The organism is Prevotella heparinolytica (assembly GCF_002998535.1).
In the GTDB taxonomy this organism is placed as follows: Bacteria; Bacteroidota; Bacteroidia; order Bacteroidales; family Bacteroidaceae; genus Bacteroides; species Bacteroides heparinolyticus.
This window is the reverse complement of the sequence record NZ_CP027234.1, coordinates 3,449,894-3,471,965: the sequence shown is the minus strand read 5'-3', so window position 1 is coordinate 3,471,965 and position 22,072 is coordinate 3,449,894. Positions and strand designations below refer to the sequence as shown.

Annotated in this window: 21 protein-coding genes; 3 read left to right on the top strand and 18 right to left on the bottom strand. The window is 44.2% G+C overall.

Annotated features, from left to right (window positions below):
* Positions 1 to 70 precede the first annotated feature (70 nt).
* Positions 71 to 1,003, bottom strand: a complete 933-nt coding sequence (locus C3V43_RS14095; RefSeq protein WP_005844603.1) for a DUF8464 domain-containing protein — start codon at positions 1,001 to 1,003, stop codon at positions 71 to 73.
* A gap of 369 nt (positions 1,004 to 1,372) precedes the next feature.
* Entirely contained in the window at positions 1,373 to 2,563 is a 1,191-nt protein-coding gene (locus tag C3V43_RS14090) for a VapE domain-containing protein (RefSeq protein ID WP_004585033.1), read from the bottom strand.
* Positions 2,564 to 3,165: 602 nt separating this feature from the next.
* Here C3V43_RS14090 and C3V43_RS14080 point away from each other — a divergent pair.
* Both C3V43_RS14080 and C3V43_RS14075 read left to right on the top strand, forming a co-directional pair.
* Positions 3,166 to 3,438, top strand: coding sequence for a helix-turn-helix domain-containing protein (locus tag C3V43_RS14080; RefSeq protein WP_004585030.1), 273 nt, complete (start codon positions 3,166 to 3,168; stop codon positions 3,436 to 3,438).
* Between the two features lie 8 nt (positions 3,439 to 3,446).
* Positions 3,447 to 3,743 carry a helix-turn-helix domain-containing protein gene (locus C3V43_RS14075; RefSeq protein WP_004585029.1) on the top strand — a complete coding sequence of 99 codons (297 nt, stop codon included), beginning with the start codon at positions 3,447 to 3,449 and terminating at the stop codon, positions 3,741 to 3,743.
* A 90-nt stretch (positions 3,744 to 3,833) separates the two neighbouring features.
* Here the strand turns inward: C3V43_RS14075 and C3V43_RS14070 are convergent, their stop codons facing one another.
* The 13 genes from C3V43_RS14070 to C3V43_RS14010 all read right to left on the bottom strand — a co-directional run bounded on the left by C3V43_RS14070 (position 3,834) and on the right by C3V43_RS14010 (position 18,581).
* Entirely contained in the window at positions 3,834 to 6,509 is a 2,676-nt protein-coding gene (locus C3V43_RS14070; RefSeq protein WP_004585028.1) for a carboxypeptidase regulatory-like domain-containing protein, read from the bottom strand.
* 16 nt (positions 6,510 to 6,525) lie between these two features.
* On the bottom strand, positions 6,526 to 7,242 hold the full coding sequence (locus C3V43_RS14065; protein ID WP_004585095.1) for a GLPGLI family protein: 717 nt from the start codon (positions 7,240 to 7,242) through the stop codon (positions 6,526 to 6,528).
* Between the two features lie 96 nt (positions 7,243 to 7,338).
* Positions 7,339 to 7,551 (bottom strand): hypothetical protein, encoded by a 213-nt coding sequence (locus C3V43_RS14060; protein ID WP_004585094.1) that lies wholly within the window; start codon positions 7,549 to 7,551, stop codon positions 7,339 to 7,341.
* Between the two features lie 188 nt (positions 7,552 to 7,739).
* Positions 7,740 to 8,954 (bottom strand): site-specific integrase, encoded by a 1,215-nt coding sequence (locus C3V43_RS14055; RefSeq protein ID WP_004585093.1) that lies wholly within the window; start codon positions 8,952 to 8,954, stop codon positions 7,740 to 7,742.
* 124 nt (positions 8,955 to 9,078) lie between these two features.
* Positions 9,079 to 10,308 (bottom strand): site-specific integrase, encoded by a 1,230-nt coding sequence (locus tag C3V43_RS14050; protein WP_009348524.1) that lies wholly within the window; start codon positions 10,306 to 10,308, stop codon positions 9,079 to 9,081.
* A gap of 266 nt (positions 10,309 to 10,574) precedes the next feature.
* Positions 10,575 to 12,086, bottom strand: a complete 1,512-nt coding sequence (locus C3V43_RS14045) for an HNH endonuclease (protein WP_106070286.1) — start codon at positions 12,084 to 12,086, stop codon at positions 10,575 to 10,577.
* 35 nt (positions 12,087 to 12,121) lie between these two features.
* Positions 12,122 to 12,415 carry a site-specific integrase gene (locus C3V43_RS14040; protein WP_106070285.1) on the bottom strand — a complete coding sequence of 98 codons (294 nt, stop codon included), beginning with the start codon at positions 12,413 to 12,415 and terminating at the stop codon, positions 12,122 to 12,124.
* An 87-nt stretch (positions 12,416 to 12,502) separates the two neighbouring features.
* The gene (locus C3V43_RS14035) at positions 12,503 to 13,672 is read right to left on the bottom strand and encodes an IS4 family transposase (RefSeq protein ID WP_106068085.1); all 1,170 of its coding nucleotides are present in this window, start codon (positions 13,670 to 13,672) and stop codon (positions 12,503 to 12,505) included.
* A 297-nt stretch (positions 13,673 to 13,969) separates the two neighbouring features.
* Positions 13,970 to 14,794 carry an orotidine-5'-phosphate decarboxylase gene (pyrF, locus tag C3V43_RS14030; protein WP_106070284.1) on the bottom strand — a complete coding sequence of 275 codons (825 nt, stop codon included), beginning with the start codon at positions 14,792 to 14,794 and terminating at the stop codon, positions 13,970 to 13,972.
* 50 nt (positions 14,795 to 14,844) lie between these two features.
* Positions 14,845 to 15,957 carry a peptide chain release factor 1 gene (prfA, locus tag C3V43_RS14025; protein ID WP_106070283.1) on the bottom strand — a complete coding sequence of 371 codons (1,113 nt, stop codon included), beginning with the start codon at positions 15,955 to 15,957 and terminating at the stop codon, positions 14,845 to 14,847.
* 292 nt (positions 15,958 to 16,249) lie between these two features.
* Positions 16,250 to 16,510 (bottom strand): hypothetical protein, encoded by a 261-nt coding sequence (locus C3V43_RS14020; protein WP_106070282.1) that lies wholly within the window; start codon positions 16,508 to 16,510, stop codon positions 16,250 to 16,252.
* 20 nt (positions 16,511 to 16,530) lie between these two features.
* Positions 16,531 to 17,700, bottom strand: a complete 1,170-nt coding sequence (locus C3V43_RS14015; RefSeq protein ID WP_106070281.1) for an AIR synthase-related protein — start codon at positions 17,698 to 17,700, stop codon at positions 16,531 to 16,533.
* A 506-nt stretch (positions 17,701 to 18,206) separates the two neighbouring features.
* A complete protein-coding gene (locus C3V43_RS14010) occupies positions 18,207 to 18,581 on the bottom strand; it encodes a winged helix-turn-helix transcriptional regulator (protein ID WP_106070280.1) in 375 nt (124 codons plus the stop codon).
* 246 nt (positions 18,582 to 18,827) lie between these two features.
* Here C3V43_RS14010 and C3V43_RS14005 point away from each other — a divergent pair, with 246 nt between their 5' ends.
* Complete coding sequence (locus C3V43_RS14005) at positions 18,828 to 19,277, top strand: cupin domain-containing protein (RefSeq protein ID WP_106070279.1); 450 nt, start codon at positions 18,828 to 18,830, stop codon at positions 19,275 to 19,277.
* A 195-nt stretch (positions 19,278 to 19,472) separates the two neighbouring features.
* Here the strand turns inward: C3V43_RS14005 and C3V43_RS14000 are convergent, their stop codons facing one another.
* From C3V43_RS14000 to C3V43_RS13990, 3 genes are read right to left on the bottom strand one after another with little or no spacing between them, the layout of a single operon-like run.
* The gene (locus tag C3V43_RS14000) at positions 19,473 to 20,054 is read right to left on the bottom strand and encodes a LemA family protein (RefSeq protein ID WP_106070278.1); all 582 of its coding nucleotides are present in this window, start codon (positions 20,052 to 20,054) and stop codon (positions 19,473 to 19,475) included.
* Between the two features lie 39 nt (positions 20,055 to 20,093).
* Entirely contained in the window at positions 20,094 to 21,002 is a 909-nt protein-coding gene (locus tag C3V43_RS13995; RefSeq protein WP_106070277.1) for a TPM domain-containing protein, read from the bottom strand.
* A 40-nt stretch (positions 21,003 to 21,042) separates the two neighbouring features.
* The gene (locus tag C3V43_RS13990) at positions 21,043 to 22,071 is read right to left on the bottom strand and encodes an alpha/beta hydrolase (RefSeq protein ID WP_106070622.1); all 1,029 of its coding nucleotides are present in this window, start codon (positions 22,069 to 22,071) and stop codon (positions 21,043 to 21,045) included.
* Position 22,072: the final 1 nt, after the last annotated feature.

The window sequence follows — 22,072 nt, the reverse complement described above, 5'->3', positions numbered from 1 at the left end:
TCGCATACATTTTATTTTCTGCATCTTTGAATACCTGATGATAGAATAATGTTGTTTGCTCTCTTTTGCCTTATCGTCTAAGTCCTCGTTTGCGAGGTGGTATCACCTGCTTTAGTTCTGTTCTTTGGGCAACGTGGTACTCATTGAGGTCTTTGTATCGGGCATAGTATTGGCTCATATCCTCTACCTTGATGCCTGAAGATTGGATACCCTGAAGAGCTTGCCGTCCTGCTTCATCGTTGTCGAAGAATGCACGGACGGAGAGAATGCCATTCTCGCAGAGATAGGCGATGGCTCGTGGTAGATTGCTGACGGAGTTCAGAACTATGGAAGGCGAAATGCTTTCTTTCCCTTTCATTGTGAGATAGGAAAGGAAGTCCATAAAGCCCTCGAAGATGCAGAGAGGGGAGTTGTTCGTTTCTCCCGCAACTACGGATATATCCTTTGGTGCGATTGTTCCTTTGAATGTCTTGTCGTCCCGAAGCTCATACCCTCCTGCACGGTTGACAAAGCCGATGGCAGAATACTCTCGTCCTCCTACCTCATAGCGAACGTGACGGAGATAAGGGCTTGCCATGGCAAGGTCTATCCTGCGTACCTCTCGGAGATAGCTTTGCAGATGTAGGGGTAACTCTTCGCTGATGGAAAGAATGTGCCTTGTACTTGTGGAATTGCTCGTAGTAATGGTTGTTTCACGATGAAAGGAAGAAGGGGCGAGGGTTGTCGCTTTCCCTTCAGCAAGATGTGCCATTGCTTCGTAGGCACTGCATCCACGCATCCGCATCACAAGGTCGATGATGCTTCCGCCTTGGCTTGTGCCGTAGTCGTGCCACAGGTTTTGCCGAAAGTCCACTTTCAAACTGGCGTTGGAGTCTTCTCGGTAGGGTACGTGATAAAGGGCATAGCCATTGTAACGCTTGGCAGGCTCGATACCGCAGGCGTGCAGATAGTCCGCTATCGGTATCGCCTTGATGTATTGTAGGTCGTAATATTCGTTGTTCATTGCTGTTATCGTTGGATTTGGATTATTCATATTCATTTGTTCGTTATTTCATTGTTCGCTCTGTTTTCTCTTTTTGGAATTTTCCCCTTTTCATCTTACTACCCTTCGACACTCGGATAAGTATTTGACTGTGAAAGAGAAAAGTGTAACACTTCATTCGGATTTATCCTTCTACATCTCCTGTCTACACCTATCCTCTTTCATTCTGCCGTAGAAGCGTAGAAAGATGGTAGTAAGCTGTGTCGCAAGATGGACACCTCCTGCAATCCTTTCTCTTTCACCGTATTATCCTTGGTTGTAGTAACGTAGTAAGGAGGATAGGAAATAAAAGAGAAAGGGGTATTGCAAAGGGATTGCAACAACAGAGTGCTATGGCGGTTGCTCGGGGTAAACCTTACGGACGGCATAGACATACACGGGATTGCCGTTTATCCTGCGACACTCCCTCGTATAGCCTGCCTTTCGCAAGGCTTCGCCCATCCGTTTGCTGGAGAGCGGTTGTCGAGTATAGCAGGAGAGATAGCCCACTATCTCCGAATTGGTCATATAGAAGCGTTTCGTTGCCGTCTCCGCTTCCGTGGGAAAGGTGAAATAGCGGAGCAACAGTTCTATCTCTGTCGTATAGACTTGGAAGGCTTCGCTGTTTCTATGCAATTCAATAATCTCTTCATCATTGAACCAATAGCGAAACCCTTCATTCAATCGTGTCTTGGCTTCGCTGTAAACGGCATCCATCGGAATGCTCTTGGCTTGGTCTATATCTATTGCCTGCACTTCAAAGGGCAGGAAGCGTCTGCTCCCTGTCGGGTCAGTGAGGAAGTCGTTGCCATTGACCGAAGCCACGAAACTTGCCAAGTGGGGTCGCTCCTCAATGTGTTTCTCATAAGGCATACGGTACTTCACCTGCGGACAGGTGATAAGGTTCTTCAGTTCATTCTCGTCCCGTTTGTTAAGGGCTTTGAGTTGGTCGTCAATGTTGATGATGAGGTTTTGCCCGATAAGACTCAGCACGTCCTTCTCCTGTGGGTATATCTTCCCTGTATAGCGGTAATCGGAGAGAGACGGAGGGCAGAGCAAATCAAGGAACGTGGTTTTGAATTTTCCCTGATCGCCTGTCAGTACAAGGCAGGTATGGTTACGACATTGCTTGTCGTCCATCGCATTGGCAACTACTGCCACCAGCCACTTGGTGAGGTATTCCCTCCACTTCTCGGGATGGGTTACGCTCACGCAGTCGGCAAGGGTGGTGATAGTTTCCGTATTTCCTTTCGTCTGCGGTAAGGCTTGGAAATAGGCTTGCACGGGATTGATGCGTGGGGAGAAATCGCTTTCGATGATACAGTACAGGTTCTCGGGCGAGGTCTGTATATCGGCTTCCTTGTCCAAGGCTCGTTTGAGGGTATTGATGCAGTAGCGGTCTATGGCTGTGTAGTCGTCCGTTCCTCGTGGACGGTACTCCGCTCGGTGCAACACGGTGTTGTATCGAAACTCGTAGCGAGCCGAAAGGAACTCTTCTATTTGGGCGTTCTTGGAGGGGCTCTCCTTCTCTTCTTTTTTCATTGTTCGTACTTCTTCTGTTTGCTTGGTTTTGAACTTTCACCCGAAATGGGATGCTGAAACCAAGTTACAGAGGCGAACAGGTGAAGCCAAGCCTTGTGGCGTTGTTGCATCGAGGTGCTGCATATTTCTTCGGCAAAAGGAAAGGATACCTCATATTTTCTCCTCAAAAATCAGAAAACGACAAATGGAAGAAAGGGAAACGCTACCCGAATGGCTGTATCGGATTACATGCAGATGCATGCCTTTGCCTTTTCGATGAAAGCAGAGGGAAAAGCCTAAAAAGACAGGTAGGAAGATTCTCTCTAACAGAGCCATTTCATACCATTTCGACGCCAGAAGTATCCACTTAACAGGAATGGGGTAAACAGTATATGTCGGTTCGTTATTTTCGCATCGAAACAGGATTTTTTCCCTCGGAAGGAATTCGGGGAAACAGAGAGAAAAGGCAGGGAATCCCTTCTAAAAATAGATAGATTTTACTTATACATTTGCCTGCAAGTTCCTGTTATTTCCCTTGATTTCATCAGGTCAGAGAACAAGGATTTCGGCTGCATATATTTGCGCCAAAAAGAGAAAATAACAACAATTAAAACGATATTGATATGAGATTTACAGCCATCGACTCCTCCGCTTGGGAGGAACTGAAAAAGAGCATCGAAGAGTTGGCTCTTTGTATGAGAGAACATTTCGGGCTTCGTCCCGAAATGCCCGACTTATTGCACAACGGAGACGTGTGCCGAATCCTGAACATCAGCAAACGGACGCTCCAGCACTATCGGGACACGTCCGTGTTACCCTTTATCCAAATCGGGCATAAATGTTATTACAAACGCGAGGATGTGGAAGCACTCCTTGCCAAGTCCAATCGCCAATAACCACGACTATGGAACACGAAATTGTAAACAGAGAAACACCCGAAATGAAACAGCTCATTTCGGGCATTCAAGAAGTAAGCAAGCGTATTCGGGAGATTGCCCAAACGCACCGTCCGTTGTTCGGGGGGGAAATCTATCTCACAGGGAGAGAGGTATGCGAACGCCTTTTCGTCAGTCCTCGCACCTTGCAGGATTATCGGGACAAGGGCATTATTCCCTACACCCAAATCGCAGGGAAGATACTCTACCGTCTCTCCGACTTGGAGAAGCTTTTGGAAGAAAACTATAAGCAAAGATCTTTTTAGAAGCCCTCTGTTTGTGTATATGTTAGCAAGGTATGTTATTTATAATTTTCTTGTCAAAAAAAACGGAATTTGGAGTTATGTTATAAAAGATTATAGTGTATAACAGAGAGATAGAAGAATATGCCCAGGCAATCGTCTGTATAAGATAGTTGATTGGACTGTCGGGGTGAGGATTTCTTTCATCCATTCATTATCTTTAAGATGGAACACGTTCTCTCCCTGAAGTTTGATGTCTAACTTGTTTAATTTATATTTCATAGAGAAGTCTAAATCCCTAAAATAACGCTTGGCTTCGGCATCTTCAATTCTATTCGACTTGCCAGAAACAGAAAAAACAAAATTTCCTATATTTACATGAGTTGTTGCGAAACCTCCAAATTCTTGATTCCAAGAGTGGATATTGCTGTACGTAAATTTCTGGTCAAGACGACTAAAACGTACTCCTATCTCAAAATTAACCGGAGATTGGTACAGCCGTGAAATAAGATCCAATTTCGCATCTACTCTTTTGTTAATTAATTCGTCTTCTTTATCTACACGCATCAGGTTGTGTTTGCTGAGCGTATATTTACCTGATAATTTTATGTCCAATGGAAGGGTGCCGATTCCCTTACTCAAATAGGCGTTTGTTCTTAATGTATTGCTCCATCCTCCATCTTGATAAAAATTACTGATCAATAGTCCCTTTGAGGTTGTGACGGTAATATGCGTATCTCTATCCTTGATATAACTTAAATTGCCATACATCGAAAGCCGGTTAAACAAGCTGAAATAGGCATAGGATAAGTTTCCCTTAAACCTTTTTGCAAAAGGGTTCGATAATTTTGAGGGTAATTGGAGGTTATTGTATCCTTTAGCCAAAATCTGCTGAGAAAAGTAATCGATGGTTGAAGGAGAAACAGCTTCAGAGACAGACAGCATTAACCGATGCTGGTTACTCATTACTAATTCGATTGAAGCATGTGGCTCAATATAAAAAAGAGATTTCTCTCTCAATAGTTCCGGAGATGTTTTTTGTCTATAGGAGGAAAAATAAGAGCCTATGTTAAACCGGAATACCCCCTTGTTTTTCATCAGACTAATGTAAGGCCTGAATACTCTTAAATCGGCTGTTTCCTCGTTTATACTCGTAGGATAAGCCATCTTAAGTTCATTCCAATTCATCGACATGGAAAACTCACCTCGCAGATATATATTATTCAATACAGGATACATTCCACCTACGTAGGCGTTGAATCCTTTTTCCATGTCTTTTTTTATGTGTTCATGAAAATAAGGATAAATAGAATTTCCATTTATATGGGGTAATGGAAGCAGTAAGACATCGGTATATATATCACTATTGATCTTTCCTTTGTTGAAAACAAAACTTCCTCCACCGAAAAGAAGCCCTTTGCTCAAAAGCCATTTCATCTCAATATCCTGTTTGATACCGGAAAAGTGATTTTTCGGCTTTTCTAATGCATGGATATGATTATCATTGAATGTATTAGCATAGATATTATCGGCATTATGGTTTCGTATGTCTATCTTTGTCTTAGCACTGACAGAGAAAAAACGAGAAGGAATCCATTTCTGAGACAAATATTGAGATACAAGTTGGGTCTCTTTATCGGCAGTACCTGTTGATATATTTGTAAAATAATTCTCCGGCAAAGTATATGTATCCGTCTTTGTATGCGCCCCTTCTGATTTACCTTTGTTGAACAGTGTACTTGCTCTGAGTTTGTAGCTTGAGTGAGGGGTCCATGATATATTTATGTTTGCTAATCCTGCCGTACGTGCATGTTCATTCGTCGGAGGCAGTAAGAGTTGTTGTTCTTCAGGAGATAAACTTAAAGATGTCTGCGTTGAAGCTCCACTTCGGATCGATTCAAAGTCTATGATATTCGACATATAATCTTGAATCGAAAAAACAGCCTCACCTGTATTATTGGCGTTAATGATGGTACTGGCAGATATTTTTGGTAAGACTGTAATCAAAGATGCTTTGCTGATAAATTTGTCTTTCAGGCCGCCTCCGCCTTCAAAAGAACCGCTTAAAGCAACTTTTTTATTGGACTTCAGATTGAGGGCTAATTGTTCTTCTGCCTTGAAAGCATGGGCAATATCACCATCCGTATAATTCGAAAGCAATTCTATCGAATTGGCAAAATCAGGAGGAAGCGTATTCATGGCAACACCGGAAGAAGAGGATAAAATATCCTGCCCGTCAACCAAGACCTTTCCAATTTTCTTTCCTTGATATGAGATATTTCCTGTCTGGTCAACTTCCATACCAGGCATCTTTTTTACTACATCCCCAAGATTACGTTCATTCCCCAGTGTGTAATTCTTGCTGTTAAAAACAATTGTATCTCCTTTAGCATAAGCATCACGTGCTCTTGCCACAACAACAACCTCTTCCAGCTCTTTTGTGTCTTCTGTAAGAGTTATATCGAGAGGTGACTTAACTGCCCTAAGAGAAATTTGTTTATGAAATCCCAAGTAGCCAATTGAACGAACATGAATCCATCTCTTGTCAGGAATAGCCGAAAGTTGTCCTATCCTAAATTGCCCATGCTCATCCGTTACAGCATAGGAAATGTCTTTTTTAGATAAACTATCCGTTGAGATAACAACACTTGCATATGAGACAGGTTGTTTTTTTTCATCAAGCACTTGTCCTTTTATCGTAATTGTCTGTGCATATGAAACCTCATATCCGAATATCAATCCGAATAAAACAAAAAGAACATTTCGTGCAACATATCCAAAGATGTGCATGAGAACGATTTTTTCTTTACATTTTTATGATTTGAATACCTCCCGGCTGATGTTTGGGATCCACTCCTATTTCTTTCATTTTTTTCTCTCTCAGTTTTATGAACTCTTCCCGACTCAAAACTTCCCCTTTTGAAGGCGGTGTAATCTTTAAAATTGAAGCTGTGTACTCAACTTTCCGTGCCGAGTAAACAAAACTACCGCTTTCTATCTCCATGATTAAACCTGGTAAACCACAGTACCCAGCCGGGCCTATTTGTATAGGAATCTCTTCACAAAACCATGCAGTAATAGGCATCTTATCAATATGAGTAATAGCTTTCAAACAAGTTTTACCTAAAATAACCTTTGTCTCCTTACCAATCGTCCACGTTAAAGTTGCAAAGGGTTCTTTTACGATGAATTTTTTATCCATAATACCCTCTTGGGACACACGTTCTCGCTTCTTCATGTCTAAAAAAACACTTCGTTCTCCTCCGACAATAAAGTTTTTTCCTTGAAAAGCCTCCGAAAGAGCAGAGAATCCATAAAGTCCATCATGGAAATACATCGTGTATTCCTGACTTTTTTCTTGCATTTTTTGTATTGCAAGTTTTCGAATTTGTTCATTCTCGATTTGTTTTATTTTTTCAGGAATCTTCATTTCAAAAGAATAAGAAACCGTCACAGCTTTAGACTGCGAGAAACTTGGCAAAGCGCTCATCATTAAAAATATTGCAAAAAATAATCTGGCCATAACACAACTTTTTACCAACCAAAGCGAGAGTATTGCCTCCCGCTTTGATTATATTATAGGACAAGTTATCCAAAAGCCTATAGTCAAAAAACAGACTTAGTTCTTTTCGATAATAATAATAACTACTGTACCATCATCATAGATGATGATCCAAACCTCAACCTCTTGTTGCAACTGAGTTTGAGCCTCTGTTACAACGTTTTCAACTGCTACTTCCTGGGGAAGTGATACCATCTCAGTTGCACCTGCTGTCGGGGCAAAGCACATAGCAGCTAATGCTACGGCTAACGATGCGAAAAACTTTTTCATAGTCTTCTCTGTTTTTTTGTTTGTGAAAAATAAATTGTAGAAAGCACTCTTTTGCTTTCTCTCGCTGGGCAAGGTAGAAAAAAAATATCGACTGCAAAACTTTTTGTGTGTTTTTCCGCGCAAACGAATGAAAAATACCCAATAATAGGGATGCGAAAATACGCCTCATTAAACACTACCATATAAACCTAACCTTGTTTTATCAACCTCTCCATATCGTTTGCAATCTTTTGGTCTGTGATTTGAGCGTAAATTTGTGTGCTGGCAATGGATGAATGCCCCATCATCTTGGCAATGCTCTCCATCGGAATACCTGCCTCCAAAGTCAGCGTACCGAAGCTATGGCGGCCGACATGCCAAGTTAGCGGAGTTCGAATGCCACACGCCAAACCTACGGATTTAAGGTAAGTGAATAGTTTGCCTTTGCTTATCGTGTCGGGGAATATCTTCGTGTCGGGGAGTGTCTTGCAATTGCTCTCGTTGTCGTTCTTATAATCCCTCTTGCTTTTTTCTTTTGTGTAAAGGGAGAGTATCTGCTCCGCTATCGGATGCAGGGGTATCAAACTCTCCACTTCTGTTTTCTGTCTTGCCTTGCGGATATATCGCCTCCCTTCGCTATTCGTTTCGATTTGCGAAGCTCGGAGGCTCTGCAAGTCGGCAAATGCCAAACCCGTAAAGACAGAGAAAAGAAACATCCTTCGGCTTAGTTCCGCCCCTTCCTCCTGCAACGGGAATGCCAAGAGCTTTGCCACATCGCCTTTGCTCAGGAAACGAGGCTTGCACTCCACGGCTTCATACTTCACCTCCTCAAACGGATTGAGGCGGATTGTCCCCTGGCTGACGGCTCGATACATCAGCCGACTCAACCAACACAAATGCCCGTTTATCGTTGCAGGGGCATAGCCCTCCTTCTTCAAATGGAAGCGGTAATCATCAAAGAAATCTATCGTAAGAGCCGTTAGGGGAATATCCTCCTCGCCACGACTTCGCACAAAGGCGTTAAGCTGTCTGTCGGAACACCGATTGTTGCTATACATTCCCTCGCTCTTGCTTTCTCGTTGGGCTTTAAGTTCTTCCGTACTAAGGGCAAGAAGTGCCGTTGGAGTTCTCCCGATGCCTTGCAGGTAGTTCTTCAGAAGCTGGGCACTGACCGCTCCATATTTGTAGAGTAAAGCATTGTATCCCTGTTCGATTTCTTCCCGAAAGTTTTGCAGGTGTTGATTGGTATTCTTGTCCGTTGTTTCCCCTCGCTTCACACTCCAATCATGGGGAACGACACTTTCTCCTGTGATTATCACTACGCTTGCTCCGTCAATGGTGATACGGCAAAGGATTGCCGTTGTGCCGTCCGCTTTGGTCTTGTTCTTATTGATATAGAATAGAATTTTGAATGTACTGCGCATAATCTTTTTCGTGTGCTGTATGAATGATAAAAACTTTGTCTTCTAAAGCTCCTAAGCTTTCGGGCAAAAGCTTTATTGCTTTCTTCCAAAAGCTTAGGTGCTTTTGAGGGCATATTCTTGAATGTCACAAAGAGAGTTGCAAATCTTCGGTGAAAGAGAGAAATCGCTCGAACTCGTCGAAGAGCTTCTTCGGGGTAACGTGGGCGTATCGCTCAGTCGTTTGGATGTTGCTATGTCCCAGCATTCGACTCACCGTTTCAATAGGAACGCCTCGCTCCAAAGTAATCAAGGTGGCAAAGGTATGCCTCCCAACGTGAGCCGAAAGAGGTATAGAGATACCAGCCCGAAGTTGGAGGGCTTTGAGTTGGGTGAGGTAAGCCGAGTAGACAATAGGCGCAAAGAGCATGCTGCGTTCCTCTGATTTATACCGCTCTATCAAACGCACCGCTTCGGATAGAAGCTTCACACGGCAAAGGGTGTCAGTCTTTTGTCGGCGGAACTTCAACCACAACGCCCCCTCATCATCCGTAAATAGATGCTCACGACCAAGGGCAACCATATCACAATAGGCTACCCCCGTAAAGCAAGAAAAGAGGAAGAGATTACGAGCTGTTTCCAACTCCACTTCATACGGCTCAAAAGTCAAGGCTTGCAACTTATCCAATGAAGCTCTGTCCAATGCACGAGGTTGTTTGTTCTCTCCTCGTTCAATCTGTATGTGAGCGAACATTTGTCGCTCTGTCAAGCCCTCACGATACGCCAAACGGCAGACTTTCTTCACCACTAAAGCCATCTTACGATAATAACCTTGCGAATATCCCAACTTCCCGACAGAATAGTGTTGCAAGCATTCCAAAAAGTCTTCCTCTATCTGTCCGAAAGAAATATCTGTCGTGTGATACTTCTCTCGGATAAAGGCTTGCAAGTGCTTGCGAACAGTGTGGTAACTACTCATAGTCGTAGCCTTTATTTCGATGCCCACCTTTTGCTCCATCTCTTCGACCATTCGGTCGTATCGCTCCAAGAAGGTGGTCTGGCTCTGCATACTTCCTTGAAACTGCTCCTTAATGCCTGTTGCCGTAAACACCGCACCTCGTTCGCAAAGAAGTCGATAAGCCGACTGTACCGAGAGAAGCAAGCGTTCCAACTTGCCATTCGTTGCCACTGCTTCACGGCTTTTGCCGTTCAGTCTGCTCTCACGAGCGTTCCATAACTTGGGGTCGCACGATAGCTTACAACTAAATTGGGCTATAGTTCGCTCGTAGGTTATCCGCCCCATGATCGGAGCTTTCCCCGACTTGTCCAATCCGCTCTTTTTCAGGTAGAGCAAAACCTTCATTTTGTCTTTTTTCATACACTTCTTTTTTATGGGCAAAGTTACCCGATTTTGAAGCGTTTTCAGCTACGCAAAACATTGTGGTACAAAGCATAAGCACCGTAATAGCAGAAAAATGAGTTACCGAATACTCTTCTGTCGGTTACCTTCTCCCGCCTCTTCGTTACCAATCGGAGAATGAACTAACGATTTGGTAACGGAACTTCTGCACAAATCCACATCTTCTGCACTTTACCTCATTATGCAAACCACCGAGATATGGTGCAAATCCCTCTCATTTCCATTCACTTACCTTCAATCCTCTCCCTAATGCCCTTTCCGCTGATAGTTCCAAGTACGCTTTGCAAATTATCTGCCTGAGTAAAACAAATAGATTCCAAATCTCTTTTTAAAATATCCGTTGCAGTTATTTTAGGGTCTATAAATTCAATCGAATTTGTAGGTTTTCGCTCAACTCGTAGCTTCTCAATAGGAGCTTTCTCCTTTTTATCCGATGCTTCTCTTTTTGAATTAGACAAATCAAGCCACACGTGAGGATTGCGTTCTTCTGTAGTATCATATGAGTCCCATTCCCAATTTCCAGTGAGGCCTAACACCTTAAATGCTTCTGTAGGAATACACCTCGTATAATTTTCATGAAAAACCATTCTATCATTAACATGAGGAAGCACATACAAGAATGCCAAATCAAAAATGCGAAAAACACATAAATGCAAAGGGGTAGTGTCTGTATCACGCCTGTCTTTACGACTACAGATGTATACCATTGGTTCTTTTACTTCATACAAACCGTGCATTTGAGCTATTTGAGGATAATGAGAAGATTTCGGCCGTCCAAACCGAATCCATTTGATAGTTGTCTTTAGTTGATCGAGAAATTCATTATCTATCAAGTCTATCGCAATCTTACAAAGTGCACGATAAATTCCCTGAAGTGTAATAGTTCCAGAGCCTACAAGTTTTATTTCTTCAGTTATATCTTTGTCAAGAAAAAGACTGACTTTCTTGTCCTCAATAACATAATTGCGACCGTAGGCCTTAGGGATTCCGCCGGATTTTTTCTTTACTTGATGTGTGCTACGTCTAAAATCAAACCATTCGCAAAGGTTCCTTTCTATACCTTCACCAAAAGCCTCATTACATTTATCACACTCTTCATAGCAGATTAAATTCTTATGGCCACCAATACTTTCAGGAACAGCATGAGCTATTTTATCAAACTTAACAGCCGGTATAGATTCCCCACAAAAGCGACAGCCTCTTTTGCTTCTTTCAAGTTCTCCTACTTTTGCATGGCCATAGTATCTCACATCATATTCATTGAAAAAAGTTGCAGCATATTTGTCAAACCACTCATCTGCATCCTCTTTACTTTTCCCTTTATTTATATAAAAAAGTTCGTTTAATATTTTATACAATAGCCTTTGAGATGGGAAAGTATAAACTACGCGATATATAAAGAACAATTCATCATCTTCTACAGACAACAATGTTTTATAAAAAGAACTTATAAGGCTTTTGTGACAATCTTTGTCGCCAGTACAAATTTCATCTCGTAATGATTTAGCCTCATTTTTAATATGCATATCCATTTTTACCACCTTTCCTGTCGGGTGTTTGTACTCACGATCATTCCAACCTCGCACAAATGACCAACCACATATAGTGTTCAACATTTGCATTTGTAGTTTGTGGTTAGGCTCGTCCCACTCAAAGAAATAAGTCCCAATTGACGTGCGTGTTATCAAAAAGAAACAAAAAGTTCTATCTTGGTCTAATGTATTAATTTTCCCCATAAATATTATCTTCTTAATTTTATTAAATATTGTTTTTAGAACAACCCCTCATTACCCGCCTCTTCGCTTTGGCGGAGCTTGGCCATAATCTTGTCGGCAATTTCGTCGGACGAGAGCTTGATATATTCAAGGAATGTGCGTTGGTCTTTGTGTCCGCTGATTGACATCATCTGTACAATATCGAACAAGCCTGTAAGATAGAGGTTGGTGATACCGCTTCTGCGGGCGATGTGCGATGTTACAAGGTCGTAGCGATATTTGATAACCTCGCCATCTTCGTTGCGCATAAATTCAACATCGCCACGCTCCTCCATATTGCGTTCACGCATGGTAAGCTTGGTTACCTCGGTATTCAGTTATGATGGAACAGTTTCTGAAAGGCGTTTGAGTATATCCTTTATATCACTGCTGGGCACTTAATCCCATCTGATTTTCAATTGTTTATAATTTAGTTCTTTGACATTTTTGTAATCGCAATCGGTAAGTATCTCTCTTACAGACGTTTTATCCAGTAGAGAAAAGCTCAAAATTTGTAGAATTTCGTAGATTGGACGGTTAACTTTCAATCTGTAAGCGACAATGGCAACCAGACAGTATGTTATGATGGCACAGTACACTTGTATCTTGACTGCATTCATCGTGGTGCCCCAAAAAGATTTTACTTTCAGGTGTTGCTTTATCCATTTGAAAAATAGTTCCACCTGCCAACGGTTCTTGTATAGCAAAGCAATTTCCTCTGCTGATAGTTCCATGTTGTTGGTGATGAACACAAATTCTCTGTCCAGTTCTTCATCGTAGTATTTAACCCGCCGGAGTTTGTCCGGATATGCTTTGAGCGATTTATACGTTTCAAGCATTCCAATCTGATCACATTTTATTCCGGTTGTTTTATCGACTTCACGGGAATACATTCTACGGAATCTCATATTATCTTTTGCACGTGTAACGAAGTAAGCACCACTGGTGTGAAGCTTATGCAAACGGGTGAAGTCAACATATCCTTTATCCATGATATAGAAACTTCCCTTTTCATAACTCAACTCATCCAGCATGTTTACGTCATGTACTTTAGCATTGGTTACCAGTACGATTGTCGGTATGGAAGTCTTTACATCATACAAGGTATGAAGTTTGATGCCTCCTTTGTGTTTCTTAAATTCCGCCCACCAAAAAACATTCAGACAAAGGTCTATGGTGGAGGAATCAAAGGCATAAACATTACCGTCAACTTTCACCTCGAAGTCATTTTTGTTGTAGCTATTACGGGCTTCCGCAATCAGGGTATAAGCAAATTCTTCGTAGATACGATAATCTCTATTCCGGTTTGCTTTCCCCAGATTGGTACGGCTAACTGTTGGACCGAATCCCAAGTGATAATACTTGTTCTTGTGTGCCTCAAGGCTGAGCATAAGGTCACGCATACTGTCTCGGGCGGTCAGTTGTCCGAAGATCATGCACAGCATCTGATTCCAACAGGTGAATGTTCTGATTTTCTTATTCCCGGAATACTTCTCTACCAAACGGTCAAAGACACGACGGGGAAGAAAATCTGTAAGTTGAGCGAAGATATATTTGCCTTGATTCATTGTTTTGAGCTTTTGGACAAAGCTAAAACAACTTTTCAATTCAAATCGTCACGCTACAAAAAGATACATAACTATGCGATTATCAAAGATTTCAAAGAACGATGTTTAATTTAAAGTGCCCACTAGTGATGACGTATCTTTATTTCTAAATCCTGCAAAAAGGATAAAAGAAATAATTCAAGGGATATCCACGCATGCCGTGTAGAATTGAATACAACATTCTGCTCCGAGGACAAACGAGTCTGTCCGTAAAGTAGGATGTGTAGTCTTTAGAAATATCCTGGAGGGGGATGGAGTTTACAAGATTGCTTTCAACTGTTCGGCCATTTGTTCCTGTACCTCTTGTGCGGCCTTTCGCGAGGCAGCGGCGAAATTTTCCGTCTTATCCGCATAAATAATGCCGCGACTGGAGTTGACTATCAGTCCGCACATGCGGTTCATTCCATATTTACAGACTTCTTCCAGCGAGCCACCTTGTGCACCGACTCCGGGAACCAGCAGGAAATGTTCGGGAACAATCTTGCGGATACCTTCGAAAGCACGGCCTTGCGTTGCGCCTACCACATACATCATTTGTTCGTCGCCTGTCCACTCTTGCGACTTGCGTAGAACTTTCTCGAAGAGGCGTTCGCCATTGGCATCGGCCGTCAGTTGGAAGTCGTGCGAACCTTTGTTGCTGGTGAGTGCAAGCAGGATGACCCATTTGCCGGCGTAAGTCAGGAAAGGAGTGACGCTGTCTTCGCCCATGTAGGGGGCTACGGTTACGGAGTCAATGTCTAACTCTTCAAAAAAAGTGCGGGCATACATGGCCGAAGTATTCCCGATGTCGCCGCGTTTTGCATCGGCGATGATGAATTGGTCGGGGTGGTTTTGCTTGATATAATTCACTGTTTTCTCAAAAGCAATCCAGCCTTTCACGCCCATGCTTTCGTAGAAAGCAAGATTCGGCTTGTAAGCGATACAAAGGTCGGCGGTGGCATCGATGATGGCTTTGTTGAAAGCGAATATAGGGTCTTCTTCTTTCAGAAGGTGTTCCGGTATCTTCTTGATGTCTGTGTCCAGACCAACGCAAAGGAATGATTTCTTGCGCTTTATGTTTTCAAACAATTCTTGCTTATTCATTTTTGTATCTTTTATGTTATATGATTCACGGTTGGTTTCTCTTTCAGCAATTACAATTCGCTTTCTTTCAGCCTTTCCGCATTTTCGGCAACAATCAGGTGGTCGATGCAGTCTTGTATGTCGCCGTCCATAAAGGCGGCAAGGTTGTAGATGGTATAGTTGATGCGGTGGTCAGTGATGCGTCCCTGCGGATAGTTGTAGGTGCGAATCTTTGCGGAACGGTCGCCGGTGCTGACCATTGTCTTACGCTTGGAGGCGATGTCGTCGATATACTTCTGGTGTTCTTTGTCGTAGATGAACGTGCGCAAGCGGGAAAGGGCGCGTTCCTTGTTCTTGGGTTGGTCGCGCGTTTCGGTACATTCGATAAGAATTTCCTCGACGATGCCTGTATTGGGATTCTTCCAGTTATAGCGCAAGCGTACGCCGGATTCTACTTTATTGACGTTCTGACCGCCTGCGCCACCGCTTCGGAAGGTATCCCATTTGATTTCGCCTTCATTGATGACGACATCGAACTCTTCCGCTTCGGGCAATACGGCCACCGATGCGGCAGAGGTGTGCACACGTCCTTGCGTCTCGGTGGCAGGTACGCGTTGCACCCGATGTACCCCCGACTCATATTTAAGCGTGCCATATACGTTGTCGCCCGTCACTGAACAGATGATTTCCTTGAAGCCGCCTGCGGCGCCTTCGTTGGCGCTCGACACTTCGAGCTTCCAGCCTTTGATGTCGCAGTATTTGCTGTACATGCGGAAGAGGTCGCCGGCAAAAATGGCAGCTTCGTCACCGCCCGTACCGCCACGTATTTCGAGGATGGCGTTGCGGCTGTCCTGCGGGTCGGCAGGAACGAGCAGCAGCTTTATCTGTTCTTCCAGTTCGGGCAGTCGTGTTTGGCAGGAGTCCAGTTCTTCCCGTGCCATTTCCCGCATTTCAGGGTCTGTTTCGTTGGCGATGATTTCTTTGGCTTCGTCAATGCCGTCAAGTACTTGTATGTATTCTTTGCGGGCACTCATCAGGTCGCCCAGTTCTTTGTATTCTTTGGTGAGCTTTACGTAGCGTTTCTGGTCGGCAATCACTGCCGGGTCCGTAATCAGTGTGGATACTTCCTCGAAACGGGCTACGAGGCCGTCGAGTTTCTCCAGTAAGGTGTTGTTGTCTGCCATTTATTTTACAGTCTTTTAATCCATTTATATTTGAATGTGAGCATGTCGCGGGTGATGGAAATCCAGCCCAGCAGTGCAAACACTCTTGCTATATTCCTGAATACGGGAGTTTCCTCCCAAGTTTGAAATATCTCAATGCCTATGTATAGAATGATGCTTATTCCTGTCAAAGCGCATACACAAAACACTGAACGGGGCGGTTTCCCCGTAGTGCAAAAGGATGCTTATTCCTGTCAAAGCGCATACACAAAACACTATTTTCTTTTTCATCTGCTACACCATTTGTTTCAACTTAATGGCTTTTCATCCACCATGTCACTAATCCGGCCAACAGAAAAATGAGAATGAAAACCAATGCCCATCTCCATTTAGGTGTTTTTTTGTTTTTATCGCTGAAATATTTTTCGCCTATGTAGGGAGCTACGAGGGCAGGTGTCAGATACATCAGATTCCTTAAAAACGGCCACTCCAACCTCAGAGCAATGTATATCCCTACTGAGGCCATGGCTGTGAAGCCGATGAGCAACAGACATCCTTTTTGTCCTTTTTCCATAGCCTGTAGGCTTTGCCGGGTTAATATTTGAACTCTCCGAACTCGCTCTTTATAATCAGCTCTTTCCGGTCGCTTTCTTCAATGCGTCCCACAACGCGTGCATCGATATTGAAACTCCGGCTGATGGCAATCACCTCTTCGGCATGTTCGGGCGAGAGGTAGACTTCCAAGCGATGTCCCATATTGAAGACTTTGTACATCTCGCTCCAGTCCGTGTCGCTTTGTTCCTTGATGGTCTTGAACAGAGGGGGGACGGGGAAGAGATTGTCTTTCACCACCCGGATGTTTTCGCCTACAAAATGCAGTACTTTGGTCTGTGCGCCACCCGAACAGTGCACCATGCCGTGAATTTCGGGACGGAGGGCGTCGAGCAACTTCTTTACTACCGGAGCGTAGGTGCGGGTGGGCGAGAGCACTAATTTTCCGGCATCTATCGGGCTTCCTTCCACCGTGTCCGTCAGTTTCAGTCCGCCGCTGTACACCAATTCGTCGGGCACGGCTTTATCATAGCTTTCGGGATATTTCTCTGCCAGATAGTTGGCGAATACATCGTGACGGGCCGAGGTCAGTCCGTTGCTGCCCATGCCGCCGTTGTATTCTTTCTCGTAAGTGGCTTGCCCGTAAGAGGCAAGTCCCACAATCACGTCTCCCGGACGGATGTTGGCATTGTCGATGACGTCTGCGCGTTTCATGCGGCAAGTCACTGTGGAGTCCACGATGATGGTGCGCACAAGGTCGCCCACATCGGCCGTTTCGCCACCGGTGGCATATACTCCCACGCCCATATCGCGCAGTTCGGCAAGCAGTTCGTCCGTACCGTTGATGATGGCGGAGATTACCTCGCCCGGAATCAGCAGTTTGTTGCGCCCGATGGTGGAGGATACCAAGATGTTGTCTACCGCACCCACGCAGAGCAGGTCGTCGATATTCATAATCAGGGCATCTTGCGCTATGCCTTTCCAAACGGAAAGGTCGCCGGTTTCTTTCCAGTACATGTATGCCAAAGACGATTTTGTGCCTGCCCCGTCGGCATGCATGATGTTGCAATATGCCGGGTCGCCGCCCAGTATGTCGGGGATGATTTTGCAGAAGGCTTGCGGGAAAATTCCTTTGTCGATGTTCTTGATGGCGTTGTGCACATCTTCTTTCGAAGCGCTGACGCCTCGCATCATGTATCGTTGGTTACTCATGAGATATGTATGTTTGTTATCAATTGATAGTGCAAAGATAGTGCAAAATGAAAGCAGTGCAAAATAAGTTTGCTTATTTTGCACTGCCGGAGCATTGTCTGCTTTGCACTGCTTCCTGCGATTGAAAAAAGGTGTGGCGATATTTCTGTTGCCTCATCCGGAAACAGGCCCGATAATAGGGAATAATTGGCTGTTTTGTAAATTTTTCAGATTCGGCACTCGGCTTATACTAAAATCTTCTTTCCGTTTTTAGTAAAAATCGGATGGATTTTTACTAAAAATTCCCCAGAAAATTACTAAAAATTCCCTCGATTTTTAGTGCTTTTTTATTGGTCTGATTTATAATGAGTTATAAGAATGACTCTCCGGAGCCGTTTGTCCGCATTTTTCTTTTCGTATAAAATATGAAGAACGAGCCTTTGTCCCCCCCCCTCTGTTCAGCACGAATTCAATCTGAAGCCCGATGTTTAAATAAAACCGGATGCCGGAAACTGTGGTTGGAAGCGTCATCGTTGATGTTGCTCGTACATCTTTCGATGTTTCATAATCGATTGCATGTTTTGTAGTGCCCAGTCCGTCAGCGATTGGATGATGGGAACCAGCGATCGCCCGGTATTCGTCAGTGTGTATTCCACACGAATGGGTACTTCGGGAAACACTGTTCGTTTCACCAGATTGTCGACTTCCAGATTTTGCAGTGTGTTGGCAAGAACCTTGGACGAAATATCGGGTATCATCTTTCCTAATTGATTGAAACGGAGGTTTTCATTCTCACTCAGAATGAGAATAACCAACAATGCCCATTTGTTTCCGAAGCGTGCTACTATGTTTCGTATGGGACAAATCTCAATGATAGATTTTTTTTCTTCTTTTTTTGCCATGATAACTCTTTGTTTTTCACCAAAAGTGAGTCTTAAGTAACTTGCTTACTGTTATGTAACTTCTTGTTTTATCGCATGTTAATGCGTAATTTTGCTGCTGTATAAAAGAAAGCTGTTTTCTGATGCGAAGTTAGTGAATAGTGATATAAGTTGCAAAAAGAAATGTACTAAAACAGTTTCTTCTGATCGCCTGATGGTGTATGCGAATGAAACTGCTTCCAAACAACAATTTAATAAAAGAATAAGATGAAAGAGATTAAGAAAATTGCGACAGCAGAGAATTTCAGTGCCATAAACATTGGCAAACTGAGTGAGGTGGGAGAGTATGTATTGGAGCTTACTCCCGAAGTGAAAATTCCCGGCAAGGTATTTGGCGGTACAGCTTTGCAAGCCACAGGCGGAGAGTTTTCCTTTCAAGTGTTCCCTCCGGGAACGGAAACCGGCTTTCTGCATATCCATAAACATCACGAAGAACTTTACTTCTTCCTGAACGGAACCGGCGAGTTTCAAGTAGATGGAAAAGTTTTTCCTATATCAGAAGGAAGCGTGGTGAGAGTGGCGCCTGCCGGCAAGCGTTCCGTCAGGAATAATGGAAACACGCCACTGGTGATGCTATGCGTTCAGTATAAGAGTGGAACTTTTACTGTGGAAGATGCAGCAGATGGAGTGATTTTGAACGAGGCAGTGAATTGGTAGGGCTGTTTGCACCTAAATCGGGAGGCAGCCTGATAAAAGTCCGGCTTTCGGCCGGACGACAGGTGTCTTATAATATACGAAAGCACGGATTACGCTGATTATCATGTTCTTTTTGAATCAAATAGATAAAATAGTGTAACCCGTGCTTTTCTGGATACAAAAATGTTTTAATCCGGTCTTCGGCCTTTTAGTAGATTAAAACTCCACTTTCGGTGCTTGTTCGGCACCTTCGGCTGCTTCGAAATAAGCACGTTTTTTAAAGCCGAACAATCTGGCCAGAATGCTCTTGGGAAAACGTCTGATGGCTGTGTTGAACTCTTTGGCCGTATTGTTGAAGTTGGTACGGGCCACGTTGATGCGGTTCTCCGTTCCTTCCAGTTGCGCTTGCAGTTCAAGGAAATTCTGGTTGGCTTTCAAATCAGGATAATTTTCAGTGATGGCCAGCAATTTGCCGAGGGCTGAAGTTACGGCACCTTGTGCTTTCTGGAATTCGGCCAGCTTTTCCTCTGTCAGGTCGTTGACATCTACTTTAATCTGAGTGGCTGCACTGCGTGCCTGTATCACCCCTTCAAGTGTTTCTTGTTCGTGCGAGGCATATCCTTTTACGGTGCTTACCAGATTAGGAATTAGGTCTGCCCGGCGTTGGTACTGTGTTTCTACGTTCGACCATTGTCCGTTGACGTCTTCTTCCATGGTGACTAACCCGTTGTAGACGCTGATGCCCCAAATGGCAACGAGGGCTATGACCCCGATGATAATCATGTTTGACTTCTTCATACTTCTTTCTTTTTATTGGATTGTTATACTATTCATTGATTAAAACCGTGAGCCGGCACCACCGCCTCCACCTCTTCCACCGCCGAAGCTTCCTCCACTGAAGCCCCCTCCACGGCCTCCGCCGAGCATACTTCCTCCACCGAAGATTACCGGACCGCTACCTCCTCCACCACGATAATTCTCGTCATACGACTGTCGGCGGCGCACCACTTTATGCCCGCAGTTGAGGCAGGTCAGTGTCACGTCTTCCGTCTTTACTCCCTTGTGTCTGGAAATGAGTACGCTGTTGCTTCGTTGTAGTTTGTGTTGCCCGCAGTTGGGGCATTTGGTGGCTTTGCGGTGAGCATAGATGCCTGCCGCCGATGCAACGCCCAAGAGACCGAGAAGCCCCAGCAGGAGATTTACGCCCGAAGAATTATTCTCTTGGTCTGCATCATTTGTCATGCTGCCGTCAAGACGTGCACACACAGCCCGCACACCCGCCATCATGCCGGCATCCCAGTTTGTGTCTTTCAGGTAAGGAATCATCTCCTTGGATTGGATGCGTTTGCAGATGGCATCAGGCAAATCGCCTTCCAGACCATAGCCGGTATAGAATTGGATGCAACGCTGGTCGGTGACCAGCAAAATGATGAGTCCGTTGTCTTTTCCTTTCTTTCCCACTCCCCATTCGTTGAGTAAACGATGAGAGAATTCGAAACAATCGTCATTGCCGATAGACGGAACCACAGCCACTACCGTTTCAATGCCGGTCGTTTGCTCTAAGGCATACAGCATGCGGTCTATGCTGTCGCATGCGGCTGCCGAGAGAATGTCGGCAGGATTGCATACGTAGCGTGTCTTGTCTTGAAGATGAACTTTGGGAATATTGTTTGTGGTATATATCGTCTCCGCCTGCATGGCAACAAACGAGCACAAAAGAAGTGTTATGGAAATGAATCGTTTCATACATCAGCTGTTTGTTGCAGCGAAGATAAGAAAAAACAATTCAATGTATATGTTTTCCCAGAAAATTCTTTACTTGCTTCGTATATTCCTGCGGATAGTTTTTGTAAGATTCGGCATGTGCGGTGCCCGGAACAATCCATAATTCTTTGTCACCACGTCTTGCCTCATAGAGCGAATGAACCATCCTTGTAGGCACGTATGTATCGGCCTCTCCGTGGATAAAGAGCATGGGCTGGTTGGCATGCGGACTTTGCATTTGCTTCAAAGCGGAAGCTTCGCTGAAAGTCCAGCCGTATTTTATCTTGCATAGCATGCTTGTGGTGTGCAATAGCGGAAATGCCGGCAAGCCGAATTGTTGCTTCAGCTCGTATGCAAACTCGTCCCACACGCTGGTGTAGCCGCAGTCTGCCACATAGCACATAATGTTACTATTGTCATCCCGACTGTATCCCGACGTCATCATGGTGGTGGCGGCTCCCATAGAGATGCCGTGCAGCACTATCTGCAAACTGTGCCTATTCCCTGCGATAGTCTGCCACGGACTACCTTTAACATAGGTGCCTCCCCATGTATAAGGTTTCTTGAAGAGAGCCGAAGCCACATCCCTCCACCTTATTATATCCCGGCTGTCTTTCCAGCCCATTTGGATGGCATCGCCTTCGCTCAAACCATGGTTTTGCAAGTCGGGTAGCAGTATGTTGTATTTCAACTCTTTGTTGTACATATATCCTATCATCAGCATGCGGACGGCATTGTCCGTATAACCGTGTACAATGATGGCTGTTTTGTCAGTCGGCTCGGGTGCCTCGGCAAAGAGGGCATGCAACTTCTTCCCTTCGTCATTAACAATGAATGTATCGCGCAAGGCACCGATGGCTTGCAGGCTATCGACCCATGGCTTGATGAAAGGATATTCGTTGAACATATACTCATAGGAACCGGCAATGTCTTTACCGGTGTTGTGTGTCGGAGTCAATGAATAACTGAGCATATAAAAGCTTCCTCCGATAAGGGCGATGATAATCGATGCCGATATCCCCACCAAACAGTATTTGACACTTTTACTCATC

Coding starts and splice junctions, on each gene's coding strand:
- C3V43_RS14095 (WP_005844603.1), bottom strand. CDS start 1,003: ATGAACAACGAATATTACGACCTACAATACATCAAGGCGATACCGATA.
- C3V43_RS14090 (WP_004585033.1), bottom strand. CDS start 2,563: ATGAAAAAAGAAGAGAAGGAGAGCCCCTCCAAGAACGCCCAAATAGAA.
- C3V43_RS14080 (WP_004585030.1), top strand. CDS start 3,166: ATGAGATTTACAGCCATCGACTCCTCCGCTTGGGAGGAACTGAAAAAG.
- C3V43_RS14075 (WP_004585029.1), top strand. CDS start 3,447: ATGGAACACGAAATTGTAAACAGAGAAACACCCGAAATGAAACAGCTC.
- C3V43_RS14070 (WP_004585028.1), bottom strand. CDS start 6,509: ATGCACATCTTTGGATATGTTGCACGAAATGTTCTTTTTGTTTTATTC.
- C3V43_RS14065 (WP_004585095.1), bottom strand. CDS start 7,242: ATGGCCAGATTATTTTTTGCAATATTTTTAATGATGAGCGCTTTGCCA.
- C3V43_RS14060 (WP_004585094.1), bottom strand. CDS start 7,551: ATGAAAAAGTTTTTCGCATCGTTAGCCGTAGCATTAGCTGCTATGTGC.
- C3V43_RS14055 (WP_004585093.1), bottom strand. CDS start 8,954: ATGCGCAGTACATTCAAAATTCTATTCTATATCAATAAGAACAAGACC.
- C3V43_RS14050 (WP_009348524.1), bottom strand. CDS start 10,308: ATGAAAAAAGACAAAATGAAGGTTTTGCTCTACCTGAAAAAGAGCGGA.
- C3V43_RS14045 (WP_106070286.1), bottom strand. CDS start 12,086: ATGGGGAAAATTAATACATTAGACCAAGATAGAACTTTTTGTTTCTTT.
- C3V43_RS14040 (WP_106070285.1), bottom strand. CDS start 12,415: ATGCGTGAACGCAATATGGAGGAGCGTGGCGATGTTGAATTTATGCGC.
- C3V43_RS14035 (WP_106068085.1), bottom strand. CDS start 13,672: ATGAATCAAGGCAAATATATCTTCGCTCAACTTACAGATTTTCTTCCC.
- pyrF (WP_106070284.1), bottom strand. CDS start 14,794: ATGAATAAGCAAGAATTGTTTGAAAACATAAAGCGCAAGAAATCATTC.
- prfA (WP_106070283.1), bottom strand. CDS start 15,957: ATGGCAGACAACAACACCTTACTGGAGAAACTCGACGGCCTCGTAGCC.
- C3V43_RS14020 (WP_106070282.1), bottom strand. CDS start 16,510: ATGGAAAAAGGACAAAAAGGATGTCTGTTGCTCATCGGCTTCACAGCC.
- C3V43_RS14015 (WP_106070281.1), bottom strand. CDS start 17,700: ATGAGTAACCAACGATACATGATGCGAGGCGTCAGCGCTTCGAAAGAA.
- C3V43_RS14010 (WP_106070280.1), bottom strand. CDS start 18,581: ATGGCAAAAAAAGAAGAAAAAAAATCTATCATTGAGATTTGTCCCATA.
- C3V43_RS14005 (WP_106070279.1), top strand. CDS start 18,828: ATGAAAGAGATTAAGAAAATTGCGACAGCAGAGAATTTCAGTGCCATA.
- C3V43_RS14000 (WP_106070278.1), bottom strand. CDS start 20,054: ATGAAGAAGTCAAACATGATTATCATCGGGGTCATAGCCCTCGTTGCC.
- C3V43_RS13995 (WP_106070277.1), bottom strand. CDS start 21,002: ATGAAACGATTCATTTCCATAACACTTCTTTTGTGCTCGTTTGTTGCC.
- C3V43_RS13990 (WP_106070622.1), bottom strand. CDS start 22,071: ATGAGTAAAAGTGTCAAATACTGTTTGGTGGGGATATCGGCATCGATT.